The sequence below is a fragment of the Marinobacter sp. UBA2498 genome, from assembly GCF_002341575.1.
Classification (GTDB): Bacteria; Pseudomonadota; Gammaproteobacteria; order Pseudomonadales; family Oleiphilaceae; genus Marinobacter; species Marinobacter manganoxydans.
On the sequence record NZ_DDOI01000041.1, the window covers coordinates 10707 to 31040 of the forward strand.

14 protein-coding genes and 1 pseudogene are annotated in these 20334 nt (G+C 57.3%); 10 read left to right on the forward strand and 5 right to left on the reverse strand.

What is annotated here, in order from left to right; all coding sequences use genetic code 11:
- The 5 genes from B2W52_RS04460 to B2W52_RS04480 all read left to right on the forward strand — a co-directional run.
- The coding region (locus tag B2W52_RS04460) for a TRAP transporter large permease subunit (RefSeq protein WP_286801572.1) at positions 1-526 on the forward strand (526 nt) is incomplete at its 5' end.
- Between the two features lie 334 nt (positions 527-860).
- A complete protein-coding gene (locus tag B2W52_RS04465) occupies positions 861-3293 on the forward strand; it encodes a S8 family serine peptidase (protein ID WP_227497833.1) in 2433 nt (810 codons plus the stop codon).
- Positions 3294-3442: 149 nt separating this feature from the next.
- A complete protein-coding gene (locus B2W52_RS04470) occupies positions 3443-3781 on the forward strand; it encodes a protease complex subunit PrcB family protein (RefSeq protein ID WP_008174084.1) in 339 nt (112 codons plus the stop codon).
- Positions 3782-3881: 100 nt separating this feature from the next.
- Entirely contained in the window at positions 3882-5777 is a 1896-nt protein-coding gene (gene parE, locus B2W52_RS04475; RefSeq protein WP_273070373.1) for a DNA topoisomerase IV subunit B, read from the forward strand.
- 95 nt (positions 5778-5872) lie between these two features.
- Positions 5873-7651, forward strand: a complete 1779-nt coding sequence (locus tag B2W52_RS04480; RefSeq protein ID WP_008174090.1) for an SLC13 family permease — start codon at positions 5873-5875, stop codon at positions 7649-7651.
- On the opposite strand, the gene B2W52_RS04485 is transcribed toward B2W52_RS04480, so the two are convergent.
- The gene (locus B2W52_RS04485) at positions 7646-8932 is read right to left on the reverse strand and encodes an EAL domain-containing protein (protein WP_039882022.1); all 1287 of its coding nucleotides are present in this window, start codon (positions 8930-8932) and stop codon (positions 7646-7648) included. The genes B2W52_RS04480 and B2W52_RS04485 overlap by 6 nt on opposite strands.
- A 525-nt stretch (positions 8933-9457) precedes the next feature.
- Between B2W52_RS04485 and B2W52_RS04490 the strand changes: the two genes are divergently transcribed.
- Positions 9458-10003: a cytochrome b gene (locus tag B2W52_RS04490; protein WP_104269898.1), complete on the forward strand. Its 546-nt coding sequence runs from the start codon at positions 9458-9460 to the stop codon at positions 10001-10003.
- Between the two features lie 66 nt (positions 10004-10069).
- Positions 10070-10651 carry a YceI family protein gene (locus B2W52_RS04495; protein ID WP_104269899.1) on the forward strand — a complete coding sequence of 194 codons (582 nt, stop codon included), beginning with the start codon at positions 10070-10072 and terminating at the stop codon, positions 10649-10651.
- 116 nt (positions 10652-10767) lie between these two features.
- Here B2W52_RS04495 and B2W52_RS04500 read toward each other — a convergent pair whose 3' ends face one another.
- Positions 10768-11025: a hypothetical protein gene (locus tag B2W52_RS04500; protein WP_053112721.1), complete on the reverse strand. Its 258-nt coding sequence runs from the start codon at positions 11023-11025 to the stop codon at positions 10768-10770.
- Positions 11026-11303: 278 nt separating this feature from the next.
- On the opposite strand from B2W52_RS04500, the gene parC reads away from it, so the two are divergent.
- Entirely contained in the window at positions 11304-13613 is a 2310-nt protein-coding gene (gene parC, locus B2W52_RS04505) for a DNA topoisomerase IV subunit A (protein WP_104269900.1), read from the forward strand.
- Positions 13606-14838: a phosphoserine phosphatase SerB gene (gene serB, locus B2W52_RS04510; RefSeq protein WP_008174104.1), complete on the forward strand. Its 1233-nt coding sequence runs from the start codon at positions 13606-13608 to the stop codon at positions 14836-14838. Before parC ends, serB begins: the two co-directional genes overlap by 8 nt.
- Before the next feature lie 11 nt (positions 14839-14849).
- Here serB and B2W52_RS04515 read toward each other — a convergent pair whose 3' ends face one another.
- The 3 genes from B2W52_RS04515 to epmB all read right to left on the reverse strand — a co-directional run bounded on the left by B2W52_RS04515 (position 14850) and on the right by epmB (position 20167).
- Complete coding sequence (locus tag B2W52_RS04515; RefSeq protein WP_273070375.1) at positions 14850-16934, reverse strand: EAL domain-containing response regulator; 2085 nt, start codon at positions 16932-16934, stop codon at positions 14850-14852.
- Between the two features lie 164 nt (positions 16935-17098).
- Positions 17099-18904 carry a GTPase gene (locus B2W52_RS04520; protein WP_286801583.1) on the reverse strand — a complete coding sequence of 602 codons (1806 nt, stop codon included), beginning with the start codon at positions 18902-18904 and terminating at the stop codon, positions 17099-17101.
- A gap of 222 nt (positions 18905-19126) precedes the next feature.
- Positions 19127-20167, reverse strand: coding sequence for an EF-P beta-lysylation protein EpmB (epmB, locus tag B2W52_RS04525; protein WP_008174110.1), 1041 nt, complete (start codon positions 20165-20167; stop codon positions 19127-19129).
- 45 nt (positions 20168-20212) lie between these two features.
- On the opposite strand from epmB, the pseudogene B2W52_RS04530 reads away from it, so the two are divergent.
- Positions 20213-20334: pseudogene (locus B2W52_RS04530) on the forward strand (elongation factor P); the annotation flags it as partial.

The following is a 20334-nucleotide window of genomic DNA, read 5'->3' on the forward strand; positions in this document are numbered from 1 at the left end:
CCAGACCCTCTCTCAGGTATTCTGGAGCCGTAGCTCCGCCGCGGCCAGCGATTCAGCGGTTCATATTGGAGCACTGCTTGCGCTGATCGGGTTTTCCATTTGTCTGGGGGGTATCCTCGAGCGCTCGGATATTGTTCATTCGCTCTTTCCGGAGGATTTAACCAGTCCCTGGATCGCCATGCTGGTGATCGTCGTGATGCTCACAGTTATAGGCATGGTCATGGACCCGTTCGGCGCGGTAATCCTGGTGTCGGCGACCATTGCCCAGCCGGCGATCCAGCTGGGTATTGATCCGCTGCACTTCTGGATTGTGTGTCTGGTGGCATTTGAGCTCGGTTACCTGAGCCCGCCAGTGGCGCTGAACCACCTGCTAACCCGCCAGGTGGTGGGCGAGACCGAAGTGCTGGCGGCAGAGCGCACCGGTTCCTTCTGGCATCGCTATGAGCGGCTGCTGCTGCCTCTGGCCGTGATGGGGCCCACACTGTTGTTCGTGGCCTTTGTGCCGATGCTGTTCTACGCGTTGTAATGTTGAAGTGCGATAAAGAGGGCCGCCTGAGGGAAACTTCGGGCGGCTTTTTTGCATCTGGAATACAAGAGGAAACGTAGTTTGAACAGAAACTGACACAGCCGGCAAGTGACTATAAGCTATTCTCACTTGTCCTGAATTTTGGGTGGTTCCTATTCAAATGATTATTCAAAATCGCTGCAGACACCTTCTGTTGACCGCCGGCATAGCCTTTTTGACCGGCTGCGGAGGTGGGGGCGGTGAAGCCAGCTCTGACCCCTTCCCGGTAGCACCGGGCAGCCCGCTCGCGGGCCAAATAAATATTGAGGCCGGTAGCCGAATAGATCAGGACACCATGGATGAGCTGGGTTTGTCGGGCGCGCAACCGGCAACCAGTCCACAGTCTCTGCCACTGAACTTTGTTCTTGCTGGCTATGTCAGTGGTGATTCGGGCCGTTACGAGGCCATTAGCGGGCAAATCTTCAGTTACAGCGCAGACGCTTCTGATCAGTTTTTAGTGCCTCTTGCGCCCGGTGAAGTCGTCCGATTGGTCAGTCTTGGTAGCCGCGCGGGCAATCCCCAACTCACGCTCACATTGTTTGATGGATCCGGGATGCCGCCCTCGGCGACAACGGACCGAGAGTCAGATCCCGCCGAAGTCACACTTGGCGATGGCTTTTCCGAAGACGATTACCTGCTGGAAGTCGAGGCCACCGGCAGTTTTCCAGCACGTTATGTTCTGGTGAAAGCGTCAACTGGACAGCTTGGCTCGTTCAGCCTCGATTGGCCGGCCCATGAGTTCATGTCTGGAGAAGCTATTGTCAGAATGAACAGCGCAGGCTCTCCGGGGCTATCCGGTCAGTCGGCCACTCCAGGGCGGCATCTGGGTAACGAGGACTGGCTGATCAAAATGCCTTTGAAAGCTGCGGCTGCCAGTACCGAGGCTACGAAAACAGAAACCCTCGATTGGATCAGAGGGTTACGCAAGCGAACCGATGTCGCATCTGTATCGCCCAATTACCTGTTTTCAAGCGCCAACACACCAGTGGGCGAGGAATTGTATGGTCTTCAATGGCACTACGATCTCATAAACGGTCCTGAAGCCTGGCAATTGGCACCGGACGGAGGTGCCGGGGTTTCGGTGGCGGTCCTGGATAGCGGGCTCTTTAGCCCTGATCCGGCGAGCCGAAGCTGGCATCCGGACTTGGAAGACAATGTGCTCCCGGGCCGTGATTTCGTGGACGGTGATGATTTTCCCCAGGATCCGGGCAGTAGCGTTGCTGCCAGTGTCTTTCATGGCACCCACGTGGCCGGCACCATTGGTGCTGTGCTCAATGGCCAGGGCATCGGCGGTGTCGCTTTCGGAGGACGTATTCTGCCGGTCAGGGTGCTTGGCGAGGGCGGAACCGGGTCTTCGGACGATCTGATTGATGCTATTCGGTGGGTCACCGGGGAGACTGACGGTGTTGCCGCGAGAGCTCAGGTGGTAAATCTTAGCCTCGGTGGTTTGCCTGAAATTCCCCAGTTGGAGGCAGCCATCGAATTCGGCGTCAATGAACGAGATATGCTTTTTGTCGGTGCCGCGGGCAACTCGGCCACTTCTTCACCCTCATACCCGGCCGCGTCGCCCAATGTGCTTGCGGTCAGCTCGGTGGATGCGGGGGGGCAATTGGCATCGTATTCGAATTTTGGCAGCTGGATCGATCTTGCCGGACCGGGCGGCGATGCCAGCCGTGATGGCAACAACGACGGGCGGGCAGATGTAGTCTGGAGTACCAGTGCGGTTGCAGGTGCCAATGGTTTTGAGGCCAGCTATACCGGGCTCCAGGGCACCTCCATGGCGGCACCTCATGTCTCGGGAGTTCTTGCTTTGCTGAAGACGCAGGATAGCTCGTTGAACTATGAGGGGTTAAGAGCGCTGCTTGAGTCCGGCGGGCTAACCGACTTCTCTGGTAGCCGGTCGGACCAGCTTGGCTTTGGCATTCTTGATGCCTCCGGGGCGCTGCAGGCGAATCTGAGTGGTGATATCACTATTCTTTCACCCTCCCCATCCCAGGTTATTCTGGGGTCTGAAACGGGGAGCGAACAGATTGTCCGTCTGAATCAGATCGGTAACGGAGCCATCAGCAACGTCAGCATTTCGGATACGCCTCCCTGGTTTACGGTAATCCGCAGCGACATCGACAGTACAATCGCTCTGAATGTTGCGCTGGTTGACTCGGCAATTGAAGAAAACGTGGCTTATCGCGATGTGATACGTGTTGACTACCAGGCTGGCAGTGAGCTTCGGTCTCTGGATATTCCCGTAGTAGCCCAAGTACTTTCAGATGAATTTGCGAGGACTGCCGGGGTCCATTTCGTGCTCCTCGTGAACACTACCCCGGTAGACGGATTTTATGAGGCGGAGGCACAACTGGCGGTTGAGCCGGAAAATGGGCATTACACGTTCCGGTTCGAGTCGGATGATGGCGTGGCACCGAAACGGTTGAGCGAGGTTTCACCAGGCTCCTATTACCTCGTTGCGGGCACCGATATCGATGGAGACGGGATCATTTGCCAGCCAGGCGAGGCCTGTGCGGAATACCCGATAGCCGGGCTTCGAGAGATCATCACCATTGAAGAAGGGCAGTCGCTGGAGGAAGTAATCATGACCACCAGCTTTTCGCGACCGACGATCTCAGCGTCAACTCCAGATATCCTGCCTCGACCAGACTTTTCCGGTTATCGCCTGCTGGAAGCCGGTGAGCGCAGAGAGTCTCTCGAATACACGAGGAAAACGACGCGATGAGCTTATCGAATTCGGGGTTGATAACGGCTTTTCTGGTTCTGATTCTGACGGCTTGCACATCTCCCGCAAGGAATGCCTCCCCGGCACCATTGGCTCGCCAAATTACCCAGTCGCCTTATTGTGGTTTGAGCGGGCCGGGTGTGGCTTATGTGAAATCGTCCGATGAACTCGACAGATTCCTGGGCGTGTCCGGACAGAACCTGACCACAGCGGCGATCAGAAGCGTCAGCTTCGATCGGGAACAGTTGGTGTTTGTGACTCTCGGCCAACAGCCAACGGCCGGTTTCAGTGTTGGGCTGCGGGACGCCAATGCAACTGGTGATACGCTTCTTCTGGACATGGCGGTTATCACGCCTGAGCCCGATGCGATGGTTGCACAGGTTATTACCACACCCTGTGCAGTGCTGGCGGTTTCCAAAGACAAATGGCAAAGACTTGAAGTAACGGGGCTTTCCGATCGACCTCTGATAAAAATCGTCGGGAAGTGAAAGTGGTCGCTGGACAGACAAAACAACCGTTGATCTTTCCTCACGAATCCCTAAGCTATGGCTCAGCTTTTCATATCAATCGCGGAGTCAGTTCCTGCCCATGAGCCAGCAACAATATAACGCCGATGCTATTGAAGTACTGAGCGGCCTGGACCCGGTGCGCAAGCGGCCGGGGATGTATACAGACACCAGTCGGCCCAATCACCTGGCGCAGGAAGTTATCGACAACAGTGTGGATGAGGCGCTGGCAGGGCACGCCAAACGCATCGACGTGGTGTTGTACAGCGATGGCTCGCTGAGCGTTGAAGATGACGGCCGCGGCATGCCCGTGGATTTGCACAAAGAGGAAGGCCTGCCTGGCGTTGAACTGATCCTTACCCGCCTGCACGCCGGCGGCAAATTCTCTCAGGGCAACTACAACTTTTCCGGTGGTCTCCACGGTGTCGGTGTATCCGTAGTCAACGCACTGTCCACCCATCTGGAAGTAACCATCAAGCGCGATGGCCAATTGCACCGGATGACGTTCGCCAATGGCGACAAAGCGTCCGAGCTTGAAGTGATCGATACCGTGGGCAAGCGCAACACAGGTACCCGTCTGAAGTTCAAGCCCGACGTAACCTATTTCGACAGCCCCAATTTTTCTGTTAGCCGGCTGCGCCATAACCTGAGGGCAAAGGCGGTTCTGTGTCCGGGCCTCACGGTTACCTTCCTCCAGGAAAAAACCGGCGAAAAAGACGAATGGTTTTACGAGGACGGGTTGCGGGACTACCTGCGCACGGCCCTGGCCGATATCGAGGTTGTGCCGCTTGAGCCGTTTACCGGCAGCTTTTCCGGAAACAAGGAAGCGGTGGACTGGGCCATCCAGTGGCTGCCCGAGGGCGGCGAAGCGATCATGGAAAGCTACGTAAACCTGATTCCCACGGCCCAGGGCGGCACCCATGTGAACGGGCTGCGTACCGGCCTGCTTGAAGCCATGCGCGAGTTCTGCGAGTTCCGCAACCTGCTACCCCGTGGCGTGAAGCTCTCTCCGGAAGATATCTGGGAACGGGCAGCCTATGTCCTGTCCTTCAAGATGCAGGAGCCCCAGTTCTCAGGGCAGACCAAAGAGCGTCTGTCTTCCCGTGAGGCCGCGGCCTTCATCTCCGGCGTGGTCAAGGATGCCTTCAGCCTTTGGCTCAACCAGCACACCGATGTGGCAGAAGCACTAGCTGAGCTCTTCATCAGCAATGCCCAGCGTCGGCTGCGAGCCAGCAAAAAGGTGGCCCGCAAGAAAGTCACCTCGGGCCCCGCACTCCCGGGTAAGCTGGCGGACTGTTCCGGTGGGGATACCGCCCGGTCCGAGCTGTTCCTGGTAGAAGGTGATTCTGCAGGCGGTTCCGCCAAGCAGGCCCGGGACCGGGAGTTCCAGGCGGTGATGCCGCTTCGGGGGAAAATCCTCAATACCTGGGAGGTTGATTCGGGCGAGATCCTGGCGTCCCAGGAAGTTCACGATATTGCCGTTGCGATTGGTGTAGATCCCGGTTCTGACCAGCTGGATGGCCTTCGGTACAACAAGATCTGCATCCTTGCTGATGCGGACTCGGATGGCCTTCACATTGCCACGCTGCTGTGCGCGTTGTTCGTCAAACACTTCCGCCCTGTGGTTGCCGCCGGCCATGTGTTCGTTGCCATGCCGCCGCTGTATCGGGTAGATCTGGGCAAGGAAACCTTCTACGCCCTGGATGAACATGAAAAGCAGGGCATTATCGACCGTATTGCCGCGGAGAAGCGCAAGGGCAAGATTTCGGTGACCCGCTTCAAGGGTCTGGGTGAGATGAACCCGCTTCAGCTGCGTGAGACCACCATGGCCCCGGACACCCGTCGCCTGGTCATGCTGACCATCGAAGACGGGGATGATACCGATAGCCGGATGGACATGTTGCTGGGCAAGAAGCGCGCAACCGATCGAAGGGCGTGGCTCGAGACCTACGGCAACATGGCGGACATCGAAGTTTAATATTCTATAAGATGCTATAAAAAGCATCCTTTATTCTTTCTCTGTCTTCTGCAAAGTCGTTATCCTGCCAGTTTTCTGATCGGGAAGAACCGTTGATGGACTGGCAGGGCTGGTTTGCGCTGGGCCTCGCAGGCACCGCGTTGATACTGATGAGTGCAGGGCGATTTGCGCCCCATCTGGTGATGATGGGTGTGCTCGTGGTGCTCAGTGCCAGCGGGATTGTGTCCGCGGACCAGGCGCTCGCCGGGTTCAGCAACAGTGGTCTGATCACCGTGGTTGCCATGTTTGTGGTGGCTGCGGGCATTCATCATTCCGGCGGTGTCGATCTGCTGGTGCACCACCTGCTTCGCAATCCCAAGACCGTTCGTTCTGCCCAGGCACGGATTGCCCTCCCGGTATCCCTTCTCAGTGGTTTTCTCAACAACACCCCGGTTGTCGCCACCATGATCCCGGCGGTGCATGCGTGGTCCCGCAAGATCGGTATCTCACCGTCCAAATTGATGATTCCCCTGAGCTACTCCGCCATTCTCGGGGGTACCCTGACACTGATCGGCACCAGCACGAATCTGGTCGTCAACGGCCAGTACCAGCAGCTAACCGGCGAAGAGGGCTTCTCCATTTTCTCGATCACGGCGGTCGGGCTGCCGGTGGCGGTGATCGGCGTGGCCGCTTTGCTGCTTGTTATGCCCCGTGTGCTTCCGGATCGTAAGGATCAGCAGAAATTTGGCTCCATGAGGGAGTTTACCCTGGAGGTCGCGGTGTCGTTTGACGGGCCGCTGGTCGGCAAGACTGTTGGTGAAGCCGGGCTCCGGGAGCTTGAGCGATTGTATCTGGTTGAGATCGAACGCGATGGCAGCGTGGTTACGGCGGTGCCCTCGGAGGAGCGACTCAGGGGTGGCGATCGTCTGGTGTTTGCCGGTGATACCCAGGCCATTTCCGACCTCCTGCGGATAAACGGTATCGTCCCGTCAGTCCATGAAGACGAGCCGAGCTTGAGCAAGGATCGGGCGGAACGGCGTCTGGTTGAAGCGGCATTGTCGCCCCAGTCCGATGTGTTGGGGCTGACCATTCGCGACGCCCGGTTCCGGGACCGTTACGGTGCGGTTGTGCTGGCCGTTGCCAGGGGTGGGGAGCGTGTTTCCGGCAACCTTGGGAATATCCGCCTCAAACCTGGCGATGTGCTGCTTCTCGAGGCCCGCCCCGCGTTTGTCAGCCGACAGCGCTATAACAAGGACTTTCTGCTTATTAATGACCTGGAAACCGAGACACCCCGGCATGACCGGGCGTGGCTGTCCTGGGGAATCCTGTTGGTGCTGGTGGGTCTCGCTGCCTGTGGCACCCTGAGCATGCTTAACGCGGCCCTGCTGGGCGCCGCAGGAATGATTCTGACTGGCTGCTGCTCGGTGGGCCAGGCCCAGAAGTCCGTGGATGTGCCGGTGATCCTTACCATTGCGGCCTCCTTTGCCATGGGCGCGGCTCTGGAACAGACCGGCGCGGCAGGCTTTGTGGCTGCAGGCATCCTTGAATTCAGTCAGGGCGACGTACTGTTAACGATCCTGCTGGTTTATCTCGTGGTGTCGGTCCTGACCGAGGTTATTACCAACAATGCGGCGGCGGTCCTGGTCATTCCCATCGTTCTGTCGATGACGAACAGTATGGGCGTGGCCGCCGAGCCGTTTGTGATTGCGGTGATGATGGCCGCGTCCGCCAGTTTTGCCACGCCGCTGGGGTACCAGACCAACATGATGGTATTCGGGCCTGGTGGTTACCGGTTCAGTGATTTCGTGCGGGTCGGTTTACCCATGAACGTGTTTGTTGGTGCCGTTACCGTTGTGGTTATTGCCGTGGTCTACGACATCACTCCCGGTCTATGAGCGCTGTTCGGTCGGGTTGGCGAGAATGTCGCAGCACAGCACCTGAAGCTTGCCGTCCTGGTAGTACCCCAGTGACAGGGTCACGCACATATAGGCTCCGGTGACGCAAAGGTAGGGGGCGGTTACGTGCAGGCTTTCCGGTTGAGCCAGCGCCTGGCGAAGGAACTGCTGGCGAAACCAGTCGGCGCTGCTGGTGCTCTCCAGGGGTTTGAAACGCGGGTCCATACTGCGTGTGCCCGCATCGGAAACCAGGGTGTCGTCCATCTGAACGCCCTTGTCGTCGACCAGGTAGCAGCGGGAAACGGCTGGGTGGTTCAACAATTCCAGACAGGATTGCTGCATGCTCATCCCGCTGCGAAGCTTCGTGATTGCGTGGTCGAAGAAGCCACTGAAAAAGTCCACCAGTTGCCGGGTCGGATCCAGGGTAACCTGGTTGCGGGTTTTGTATTCCTGCAACAGATGATCGAAATCGGCGGGTGAGTGGGTCAGTTGGTCGAGGTCTGTGCTCGGTCTGCGGAAATAGAAGCCCTGAACGAAATCCACGCCCGCATCGATCGCAATCATTGCCTGATCACGGGTTTCCACGCCTTCCAGAAGAACCAGGCAGCCGGACTGGTGCAGCAGTGACACGATGCCGTTCAGAATCTGGCGAGCCTTGTGATCATCTGTCGCACGGGTAAGCAGTTGTCGATCCAGTTTCACGATGTCGGGTGACAGGTTCCAGATCCGCTCGAAATTGGAGTGGCCGGCACCGAAATCATCAATGGCCGTCAGACAGCCCAGTTTCTTGTAATAGGCAACCGTTTCCCGAAGCCTTTCGGCGTCGTCTGTGGGTTGCTCAACAATTTCCATAACAATCCGGTGTGGAGGTAGGCCGGTTTTGGCCAGAAGCTGTCCGAAGAACGAATCGGCCTGGCTGCCGCTGGTTACCACCTGGGGCGAAACGTTGAGGAACAGCCAGTTCAGCTGATCGCGGATGCCGCTGTAATTGCGTATGTGCAGATAGCGGCACAGGCGGTCAAGGAGAAGGTTCTCCGCCTCGGAAGCCGGTAGCTGGAACAGGTGCAGCGGCAGTACCGCGGAGTTATCCGTATCAAAGGCCCGGATCAGGGCCTCATAGCCGACGATACGTTTGTGTGAAATGCTGTAGATCGGCTGGAGCGCTGTTTTCAACGTCAGTCCGCGAAAATCTGCGGTCCATGTGTCACCGTCCCTGTTCAGCATAGGAGACAACAGGTCCACTTCCGGAGCTGTCAGCTTTTCAGGGAGGCGTCTCGACATAGATGATTCTGGTTGATTTAACGAACGCATCAGTCGCCCCAGTCTGGCGTCTGAACTGTCTTTTATCAGTACAGGTTTCGCCTGAAAAATCGGGAAGTTACTGATAGTTGGAAGGAAGATTGCCAAAAAACCGCGTTTATTACCACTGTTTCATTTAGAAACTGGAAACGGTTTGTATCTTTGAGGGTCTGCAAGGGGAAAGAAGAGAGGGGAGCCCAGCGGTCCGGACGGACCGCCAGAAAATCAGTTATTGCTGGGTACAACCACGCTTTCGTCGAATTCGAGTTCCATGTCCTGTCCTCTCGGTCAATGAGGCCCCAGACGGGGCAATCAAGTATGGGCCAATCTTATCGTTACTATAATTTTGAACAATCCGTAAAACCCCTATGCGACCAAAGGCAAAAGCCCGGGCGAATAGTCAGAATTTCTGATGTACCGCTGCAAAAGATTTTGATTTTTTTCGCACAACCAAGTTTCTAGACTTGGCTTCAACGATGTAACCAGGGAACAGGGTGAATTTTCATCATGCAAATCAGGAATACCTCAGCCGACTACGGTCTTGTAACCATCGTGAATCACTGGGTCGTTGCTCTGGCTGTTTTCGGCCTGTTCGGGCTCGGCTTCTGGATGGTGGATTTGTCCTATTACGACGACTGGTATCGCCGCGGTCCGGATATTCATCGCAGCGTTGGCATACTGCTGTTTTTATTGATGCTTTTCCGGGTGGTCTGGAGAGCGGTGAATGTTTCGCCGGATCCGCTGGATGGGCACAAGAGCTGGGAGATTCGAAGCGCCCATGCAGCCCACCTTCTCCTATACGTGCTGATTTTCGTCGCCATGGTCAGCGGCTACCTGATATCGACCGCCGACGGGTCTTCGATCAGCGTGTTCGGCTGGTTTGAAGTGCCATCGGTCACTGGCCAGATAAAGGGAATGGAGGACATCGCCGGAACAGTTCACTATTGGTCCACCTGGGCCATTGTCGGTCTTGCTGCCATTCACGCGGCTGGCGCCTTCAAACATCATCTGCTTGATCGCGACCGCACGTTACGGCGTATGCTAGGGAAGTGACTGGCCGGCCGTTTTTTATCGTTTAACGCCCGGAAGTCGGGCACCAATGCAACAAGGGAGATAACCATGAAAAAAGTTCTGCTTGCCTCGGCCGTGTCGATGGCGCTTGTAGGTGCAGTCAATGCTAACGAACACAGCGGCACCTATGCGTTTGATAAAAAGGGAGCCCATCAGTTCATAACCTTCAAGATTTCTCATCTTGGCTACAGCTGGCTTTACGGCCGATTCAACGACTTCGACGGCGAATTCGTGTACGACGCCGAGAACCCGGAAAACAGCACCGTTAACGTCACCATTGATACCGCGAGCGTGGATTCCAATCACGCCGAGCGGGACAAGCATCTACGAAGTGAAGACTTCCTGTACGTCGACGAGTTTCCTGAGGCTTCCTTCAAGAGCAAGCGCGTTGTTCTGGATGAAGAAGGCGAGGCCGACATCATCGGCGACCTGACCCTCCGTGGTGTGACCAAAGAAGTGACCCTTGACGCGGAAATGCTGGGCCACGGGGAAGACCCGTGGGGTGGCTATCGCATGGGTTTTGAAGCTGAAACCGAGCTTCGCCTCAAGGACTTCGGCATCCCGATGGATCTCGGAAAGACCTCCGAGACCGTCGAGATCATCATTTCTGTCGAGGGTATCCGGCAGTAAAACTGGCTGACCCTGTCAGAGGGGGTTCCGGGCGCAGGCCCGGAACCTCACTTCAGGATTCCCCTCTACGATGCATCATGATTGTCCGTGAATACAAATGCCGCATTCTGGCTGGTTCAGAGCGTGGATTCGCTCTGTGGATGATCTGACGATGACCTGTCTGTTTCACAAGATTTGCACAGGTGCCTTTGGCGCCAGAATTGTCCCGCGAAGATGACCAGCCAGATCAGCAAACCCGCCCAAAGGTAGGGCTCGGGAATCTGGAAGCTGCCGCTGATTGCAAACTCCACGAGGAGCATCAGTGCCACCGCCAGAACCGCATTTACCATGGCTGTCACCATGGCTTGCCCGCAGGCTTTGATGTTGGGTTTCATAGTGTTCCGCTTGTCAGAGAAGTAAAACGGTCTTCTATTCACTTCGACGGAGCATACGGCTCACCTTACGGACTCTCCATGCGGGAATTCCGCTATTGGAATCAGACGTCTGTGCGACACCCCGGCAGTTTTGGCCAATAAATCCGCAGGTTGTTGGTGTATCGGCGCCTTGCTCCATATAATGTGCGCTCCTGCTAACCGGTGATTATTCCGGGGCCAGGGCGTAGCATCACCGACGGTATTCAAATCAGGCAATACAGGCAATCAAAGAGGCATCCATGCCAGAGTTTCAGACAACGGATGAAGGCTTCGAGCGGGTTTCGCTCCGGGATTACACGGAAAAGGCCTATCTCGATTATTCCATGTACGTCATTCTCGACCGGGCACTTCCGAATGTCGGCGATGGCCTGAAACCGGTTCAGCGGCGAATCGTCTATGCCATGTCCGAGTTGGGGCTCAAATCTACCTCGAAGTACAAGAAGTCTGCTCGTACCGTGGGTGATGTGCTGGGTAAATTCCATCCCCATGGCGACAGCGCCTGTTATGAGGCCATGGTGCTCATGGCTCAGCCTTTTTCCTACCGCTACCCTCTTGTAGACGGGCAGGGTAACTGGGGCTCTCCGGACGATCCCAAGTCCTTTGCTGCCATGCGCTATACCGAATCTCGCCTGGCGCCGTTTGCGGAAGTTCTACTGGGAGAGCTGGGGCAGGGAACGGTGGACTGGGTGCCCAACTTTGATGGCACCATGGATGAGCCGTCAGTGCTTCCGGCCCGGTTGCCCCATGTTCTGCTTAATGGCACCACCGGTATCGCCGTTGGTATGGCCACGGATATCCCGCCGCATAACGTTCGGGAAGTCACCGCAGCCTGCATACGCTTGCTGGATCAGCCGGAGTCGACGGTTGATGAACTCTGCGAGCACATCAAGGGCCCGGATTTTCCGACTGAGGCAGAAATCATCACCCCCCGGAAAGACATCCGGCAGATGTACGAAACCGGCCGCGGGTCGCTGCGGATGCGGGCCCGCTGGATCCGCGAGAGTGGTGAGATCGTGGTTACGGATCTGCCGCACCAGGTCTCTGGCAACCGGGTTCTGGAGCAGATTGCCCATCAGATGCAGACCAAGAAGCTACCGATGGTGGCGGACCTTCGTGACGAATCCGATCATGAAAACCCGACCCGCCTGGTGATCGTGCCCCGATCCAACCGGGTTGATCTGGATGGTTTGATGGCGCACCTGTTTGCCAGCACCGATCTGGAGAAAACCTATCGGGTCAACATCAATGTGATCGGCAACGATGGCAGACCGGGCGTGAAGGGATTGCACCAGATCCTTACCGAGTGGCTGACCTTCCGGCGCACCACTGTCATCCGCCGTCTCCAGCACCGCCTGGACAAGGTGCTTGCACGCCTGCACATTCTGGAAGGCCTGTTGATCGCCTATCTCAACATCGATGAGGTGATCGAGATCATTCGCACTGAAGACAAGCCCAAGGCCGAATTGATGGCCAGGTTCGGTCTGTCCCCGGACCAGGCGGAAGCCATCCTCGAACTCAAGTTGCGCCACCTGGCCAAGCTTGAGGAAATGAAAATCCGGGGCGAGCAGGATGAGCTTGCGGCTGAACGGGATGAGCTCCAATCCATTCTGGGTTCCGAGGATCGCCTGCGCGAACTGATCAAGAGCGAGATGCAAGCGGATGCCCAGACCTTTGGCGATGATCGCCGCTCACCGATAGTCGAGCGTGAGGATGCCAAGGCATTCAGTGAAGTGGACCTGATCTCGAACGACCCCGTTACGGTTGTGCTGTCTGAAAAAGGCTGGGTTCGCGCCGCCAAGGGGCATGACATTGAGCCGGAAGGTCTGAGTTATAAAGCCGGTGACCGTTTCTCCCTCGCGGCCCGGGGACGGAACAACCAACAGGCGATATTCCTGGATTCTACCGGGCGCGCCTATTCCTTGATGGCTCACAGTTTTCCATCTGCCAGAGGTCAGGGTGAGCCGCTGACGGGGCGCATCAACCCGCCCTCCGGTGCCAGCTTCTCAGGCCTGTTGATGGGAGATCCGTCCCGTAAGGCGTTGCTGGTTACCGACGGTGGCTACGGGTTTGTTACATCGCTGAACGACATGATCAGCAAGAACCGCAATGGCAAGGCAGTAGTCAGTGTTCCCAAGGGCGCGAGGATCATGCCTCCACTGACCATACCGACGACCGAGAAAACGCTGTATCTGGGGGCGGTGTCCAACGAGGGACGGATGCTGGTGTTCCCGCTTAGCGAATTGCCGGAACTGGCCAAGGGTAAAGGCAACAAGATCATCAGCATTCCCTCGGCCAGGGTTCAGAGCCGTGAAGAATATGTGGTGGCAGTAGCAGTATTTGCCGAGGATGACCAGCTGGAAATACGGGCCGGCAAGCGCAAGATGGGGTTGCAGTTCGCGGACCTCGAGCACTACCTCGGAGAGCGGGGGCGCCGCGGCCACAAGCTGCCAAGGGGTCTGCAACGGGTTGATGGCATTGACGTGATTCCTTCCGCCGCACGAGCGCAGGAAGAGGCGGGCTCTGACAGCGAGGGTACCGACAGTGAGTGAACTGGTACTGATTAATGTCTCCGGGCGTGACAAGCCCGGCCTGACGTCGGAAATCACCGGCATCATGGGGCGCTATGATGTGCGCATTCTGGATATCGGACAGGCGGTCATCCACGACCACCTGACGTGGGGCATTCTGATCGAGATTCCGGATGAATCCAAATCCTCGCCCGTCATTCGTGACTTGCTGTTCCGGCTACACGCTCTGGATCTGCAGGTCAGGTTTGCGCCGATCACCGTCGAGGAGTACCAATCCTGGGCCGCGGCCCGGAACCGGGCCTGCTACATCGTGACGCTGCTTGCCCGGGATATCAAAGCCGAGCAGATTGCCCGGGTTTCCGCCATCACGGCGCGTCATGGTCTGAACATCGATAACATCTCACGCCTGTCTGCCAGGCCCTCGCTGAATGCCGCAGACAATCGTATCGCCTGTGTCGAGTTCTCGGTAAGAGGCACACCATCAGATCTTGAGAAACTTCGGGCGGATTTCCTGCATATCGCTGGCGAAATGAATGTGGATATCGCCTTCCAGGAAGATTCCATCTTCCGCCGCAATCGCCGGCTGGTGGTCTTTGACATGGATTCCACGTTGATCGAAGCCGAAGTGATCGACGAGCTGGCTGCGGAGGCCGGAGTCGGGGAGCAGGTGGCAGAGATTACCGAAAGGGCCATGCAGGGCGAGCTGGATTTCAGCCAGAGTTTTGCCGAGCGCCTGGCACTTCTGAAAGGCCTGGATGAATCGGTCCTCGAGGGAATCGCCTCGCGGTTGCGGATGACCGAGGGTGCAGAGCACCTGATCCTCAGTCTCAAGGCGCTGGGATATCGCACCGCAATCCTGTCGGGCGGCTTCACCTACTTTGCGCGCCACCTTCAGCGCAAACTCGGTATCGATTACATCTACGCCAATGAACTCGAAATTGAGGATGGCAAGGTCACAGGCAAGGTTTCCGGGCAGATTGTCGACGGCAAGCGAAAGGCAGAACTGCTTTTGGAAATCGCCGAGAAAGAGCATATTTCCCGGGAACAGGTTATTGCCGTCGGTGATGGCGCCAATGACCTTCCAATGCTGAGCCAGGCCGGCCTGGGGGTGGCTTTCCGCGCCAAGCCCCTGGTCAAGGAATCAGCGCGCCACGCGATTTCGACGCTGGGGCTGGATGCGATCCTGTACCTGATTGGTTTCCGTGAGAGCGAAACCAATCAGAGTCTGGAAAACGCCGACTTCTGAGCCGTTCAGGCTCAGTTGTCGCCGAAGTCGTAGTTCATTTCAGGTACTGGTGCCTGCAGGTAGTAGCCCTGAATATAGTTCACGCCGGCCTGCCACAGGGTGGCGAGAACGCCGGCATTCTCCACAAGCGGGATGATGGTGAGCTTGCCGCTGGACTGCAGGCTCTTGACCATTTCCTTGACCTGTTCTTTGGCCTCGTCGCTCTTCTGGATTTCTTCCGTGAAGGAACCATCGATCTTCACATAGTCCGTATCGATGTGTTTCAGGGTGTTGAACGGATTGAGGGCGCAGCCGAACTGGGAGATGGATACCTTGCAGTGAAGCTCGTGCACCGCCTTGGTGAAGTCTTTCGCCTGCTTCATGTAGTTGTTGGCATCGCCTTCCCGGATCTGGAAAATCAGGGAATCGCCCGGCAGCCGTGCGGCTTTCAGGGCAACGCTCAGCCAGGGAGTGAAGGTTTTATCCTGCAGGGTTTCGGCCGTCACATTGAGGAACAGGCGGGTATCGTGGCCCCGTGAGCGATGGCTGGACAGCTGTTTGATGGTCTGCAGAATAACCCAGCGGTCAATCTTGATCGCGGTGTCGCTCGGACCTGTTGGCGGCAGGAAGTCATAGGGTGAGACTTCCTCATCGTCCTTGTCGAGCATGCGCACGAAGGCCTCGTAATGTTCCTCGCCTTCGCCACGCAGGTTGATTATCGGCTGGAACAGCAGCCGGAAGCGGTTTTCTTCCAGAGCTTTCTGAATCGCTTCCACCGAATTGCTTTGATCCAGAGCCTCGAAGTCGGCGGGGTTGTAGACCACCACACCGTTGCCCTCTGCATGACCTTCGAGCTTTCGTACTTCCGCCGATGCCGTATGGGCCCTGGCCATGAGTTCCTCGGCCTTCGGCGAATTCTCCGTAATCGCGGCAACACCGATGCTCACGGTCAGCTGTACCGTGCGGCCATTGATATCAAACAGATGGTCCTCAACCGCCTTGCGGATGCGCTCGGCGTGTCCTGCCATAGTAGATTCATCGCAGGGCTGGCTCAGCAGACTGAAGGCATCATCGCTCAATCGGGCCAGGGCAAGGTCTTCGCCGGCCTGCTCCTTGAGCAGGTTTGCCAGGTCGCCAAGCAGCAGGTCGGCGCCGGAAATGCCCACCTGGCCCTTCATGCTCATGAAGTTATCGAGGGCGATGTAGGCGAGTGCACCGGTTTCATTCTTCTTGCCGGCAGTGGCAATGGCTTCGGCGAGTGCATCCATCAGGTACTGACGGTTGTAGAGGCCAGTCAAAAGATCCTGGCTGCTGATCTGGCGCAGCTTTTCTTCCAGCTCTGCATCGCTGTGCTCTGGCTGCAGAACGATCTGCGTGCATTCCTCACCGTCGTAGGTGGCGGCCGAGACCGACATGGTCACGTTCAGTTCGTGGTCGTCGCTGCGTCGAGCCGTACAATTCATGGTCATGCCGTCTTCGCCCTTTTCGGCAAACGACTTCATGAATTCCTTGTACTTCTCCTGGCTTTCCGGGGTGAGGGTGTCCAGCACCGGAACGCAGATTAGATCGTCGATGTCATCGTGCCCGAGAAACTCCAGGTACGACTGGTTGGCGTAGATGTGCATGCCATCATTGATGTAGGCAATCGCATCCTTGGAGCTTTCCAGCAGCAACTGGCACCGCTGTTCCGCTTCCCGCAGGTGGGACTCCAGAACACGGCGCCGGCGACGTTCGTCAAGAGCTGCCAGCTCACGATTGACCTTCAGCACAATAAGATCGGTGTGCTCGAACGACACCGTATCCTGGGCGCCTGCCTTCATCATGCCTACGGTGCGCTCCCGGCTTTCTTCTTCCGTCAGGAGAATGAACGGAATGTCCTTGTCCATCCGGCGGATCATGGCTAGGGCGTCGTCGGCCGAAAATTCCTGCTCCAGGTCGCGGGCCAGAAGCAAATCCCAGTTTCCAGCCTTGAGCGTTTCTTCCAGATCTTCTTCCGAGGTGATTCTGTGGGCTCGGGTAGCCTTGCCGGAGTTGCGGAGCAGGCTGACCAGCGATTCGGCATCGTTTTGCGATGGATCCAGAATCAGCAGGTGTACGGTCGCGTTCTTTTTCTGCATTCGAAGGGCATCTCGTGATACACGGTTCATTCACTNNGTTGGCTGTGCCGACACCTGTCGTAGAACTCAGAGCACGGGGCCGGCTTTCACTAACGCTGAATGATGCAGGGGTTGCCGATCAATAACAACCCTTTGCGGGCTTCCGGTGTCTCAGTTTGGAGACCTTATAGAGATGGCCAGAGCGAGTCGAATTCGTCCTCGCTGGCTCCGGATGATGCAGGCGGTGCGCCAGCATTCAGCGTTGCCGCGTTCTGCAGCTTGAGTTCGAACTGGCTGATGCTGCCAGTGGAGGACACCTTGCGAGACAACTGACCCTGATCTTCCCGGCCATCATGGAGCAGGGAGATGCGGCTGCCCGACTGGAATGGCAGGCGAGGCGTGATCAGTGTGGCTGACTGGTTGACCACGCTGATTTCTGGTAACAGCAGGCCGCGCAGGTATTCACTGCTGTTGCCCACTTTCTGGATCAGGCGCACACCGCAGGGTGAAGCGCTCGGTGCGAGCAGCTCAATGCCCACCTGGGTGCCCTGGTTCTTGATCTGTCGAATCCAGCGCACCACCGCCACGCTCCAGGGATGTGAGCTTTGCTCACGAACGCCCAGAACCTCGCCGGCCTGCAATGACGGAGGCACATTGCTTTCCCATGCAACGCAGTAGCCACCGGGGCTGGTGTTGATCAGGAAAGAGTGGTGTGACTTTGGCCGGTTCCGGTCGGTCGACGGGGCCTGGGAGTTGCCGTAGGAACCCTTGAAGTTGATCGGCGTGTCGTCGGCGTGAAGCCGTTCGTCGCTGGGACTGGCGTCGTGGGCGCCTGACCAGGCGTCCTGCTTCTGGCGCGACGACCGCACGAACAGGTTTTCTTCTTCATGATGGCCGTTGTCGTTGCCATTCACGAATTCCGTAAAGGTTTTCTCGCCGGCAATGAAGTAGTGCGCGGCTGTGAGGCCCGCGCAGACTTCAAGGGACCCCTGGCTCGCGATGCGGTTGAAGTTCCGCTTCGCGAGAATGCCGAGGGCTTGGCTGAGGTGGGTGAGCAGGGTGTCGCTTACCTTTGCCGGCACCTGAAGTTCGTGGTCGGTATCTTTGTGCTCGCGACGGGCATGGAGCGTCTCCGACAGCATCGCCGAGAGATCCCGGGTATCAAAGCCGAAGCTGTCGTCACCTGGTTTCTGTTCGAGAAGGCTGCGGTAAACCGGCGGGTTGTCCCGTTCCATGTTGATTACAAACAGGCTGTCGTCCTCAACATCCGGTCCGCACCGGGTATGGTCCGTCCAGGATTCGAAGAGTTCATAGACGTGCAGAAGCTCAGCCTGTCGCAGCTGATTCGGGCGCGCACAGCCCAGCAGGAGGATACGCTTGTAGCTGTCGGCGACCGAGCTGGTGCGGCGATGCTGAAGTGTGTCGTCCTCCACCTGTACTACTGAGAGCTTGTTGCGGTGTGCAAACCGGAATAGACGGTGGCACTCCAGCCAGCTCTGGGCGGGGCTCGGGCAGTAGAGCTGGTGCGATCTCAGAATGGTTGCCGACAGCTCGGAAATGGCCCGGTGTGCGGCTGTGGCAATCTGGCGCCGATTCTTGTCCAGTCCCCCGTTGTCGATAAAGTCCAGAACGCACAGCTTGTAGCCGCCGGCCAGATGTAATTGGAGCGCCTGGGACAGATTGGCGATCTTCCTTTGTTTTTCGGGCAGCGCCACGGCAAGACCGAGGTAGTGGCGGGAGAGCTCATTACAGACAAAATGAATCTTTTCCCGAATCAATTCCAGGAACTGCATGCGCTGCTGGGGCGCCAGGAAAAGGTGATTCAGTTCGATAATGGCGTGGTAAAGCTGTCGTGACACCTCGCCGATATTGGCCATCGGCAATTGGTCTATCCAGACCCGGAACGCCTTGGGCGTCGTGTCACAGAACGACAGGCTGGCCGTTTTCTGTTCGGGAACGCGGAGATCAGGTTTCAGGGTCTTACCTTCCATGAATGCATGCCAATGTCTGGACCACAGGTGATATTCCGGGGTTGGCCCTGCCTGGCTGGCGGTTACCGGGTGTCCGCCGGCCTGTCAGGAAAACGCCGTAAATACATGTTTTTATCGTTAACGGTACTGGACTTTAAAGTAGCAAACCAGTCGTAAAAAGCGAGAAGATCATGAGTTGACAATCTTTGACAAGTGAATTTGGGCCGTTTTTTGCGAAACCGGTCACGGGAACAGGTTGATCGGGGTCTTGCTTTCCTTGCCAGGCTCTTCTCTCACCAGCTTCGGCACCAGAAAACCGGGCAGGCGCGCCAGCAGCTCACGCACCAGATTTCGGGCCTCATCATCGGATACGTCGAAATGGTGAGCGCCTGTCACTGGATCAAATGCATGCAGGTAATAGGGCAGGACGCCCGCATCAAACAGGGTCTCGCTCAACTCTTCAAGCACCGCCGTTCGATCATTTACACCCCTGAGGATCACGCTCTGGTTCAGGAGCGTTGCGCCTGCGGCCCGGAGGTATCCGAGCGCACGGCGAGTGGGGCCGTCGATCTCTGCCGGGTGGTTGATGTGCAGGACAATCACTACCTGGAGCGGAGTCGTCGACAGCCACTTCAGTAACTCGTCGCAAACCCTCTGGGGAATCACAACTGGCAAGCGGGTATGCAGGCGCAGCCGGCGGATGTGGGGTATCCCGCTGATAGCGCTTGCCCACTGACTGAGTAGGCGATCATTGACGGCCAGGGGATCGCCGCCGCTGAAGATGACTTCGTTGATTTCCGGGCTGGCGCCAAGGGTATCAATTACCCGCTGCCGGTCGTGAGGGCTCAGGCGTTGCTCGTCGTAGGGAAAGTGCCTGCGGAAGCAGTACCGGCAGTTGATCGCGCACTGTCCGGTCACCATGAGCAGGGCACGGCTGCGGTACTTGCGGATGAGCCCGGTGGTGGCGATGGCGCCGGATTCTTCGAGAGGATCGCTGACAAAACCGGGCGCGTGGCCGGCTTCGTCCGCCAGCGGAAGCACCTGTCTAAGCAAAGGGTCGGCCGGATTGCCCTTTTCCATCCGGTTGAGGAAGGGTTCAGGTACCCGGATCTGAAAAAGCCGGTGGCCTTGTTCTGCCCCTGCAAGCCACGGTTCCTCGGGCAACTCCAGGCGGCGGAGCAGCTCCTTCGGCGACTTAACAGCGCCCGACAGCAGTTGCTGCCAGCTGCGTTGTTCGTGGTCGGAAAGGTGGGCTTCTATACGGGCGGGGGTTCGCTGTATCATAACGCCCTTCGAATTCTAAACAGCATTTTGTCAGGTGGACATTTCATGGCTTCATATTCTACCAACGAATTTCGCGGCGGTCTTAAGGTTTTGCTGGATGGCGACCCCTGCATCATTCTCGAGAATGAGTTCGTCAAACCCGGGAAGGGTCAGGCCTTCAACCGGGT

Excerpts from the sequence above, each read along its gene's own strand:
- B2W52_RS04500 (WP_053112721.1), bottom strand. The coding sequence starts at position 11,025 with ATGAAACCCAACATCAAAGCCTGCGGGCAAGCCATGGTGACAGCCATG.
- parE (WP_273070373.1), top strand. The coding sequence starts at position 3,882 with ATGAGCCAGCAACAATATAACGCCGATGCTATTGAAGTACTGAGCGGC.
- B2W52_RS04480 (WP_008174090.1), top strand. The coding sequence starts at position 5,873 with ATGGACTGGCAGGGCTGGTTTGCGCTGGGCCTCGCAGGCACCGCGTTG.
- epmB (WP_008174110.1), bottom strand. The coding sequence starts at position 20,167 with ATGATACAGCGAACCCCCGCCCGTATAGAAGCCCACCTTTCCGACCAC.
- B2W52_RS04520 (WP_286801583.1), bottom strand. The coding sequence starts at position 18,904 with ATGGAAGGTAAGACCCTGAAACCTGATCTCCGCGTTCCCGAACAGAAA.
- B2W52_RS04490 (WP_104269898.1), top strand. The coding sequence starts at position 9,458 with ATGCAAATCAGGAATACCTCAGCCGACTACGGTCTTGTAACCATCGTG.
- B2W52_RS04515 (WP_273070375.1), bottom strand. The coding sequence starts at position 16,934 with ATGCAGAAAAAGAACGCGACCGTACACCTGCTGATTCTGGATCCATCG.
- B2W52_RS04465 (WP_227497833.1), top strand. The coding sequence starts at position 861 with ATGGATGAGCTGGGTTTGTCGGGCGCGCAACCGGCAACCAGTCCACAG.
- B2W52_RS04485 (WP_039882022.1), bottom strand. The coding sequence starts at position 8,932 with ATGTCGAGACGCCTCCCTGAAAAGCTGACAGCTCCGGAAGTGGACCTG.
- parC (WP_104269900.1), top strand. The coding sequence starts at position 11,304 with ATGCCAGAGTTTCAGACAACGGATGAAGGCTTCGAGCGGGTTTCGCTC.
- B2W52_RS04495 (WP_104269899.1), top strand. The coding sequence starts at position 10,070 with ATGAAAAAAGTTCTGCTTGCCTCGGCCGTGTCGATGGCGCTTGTAGGT.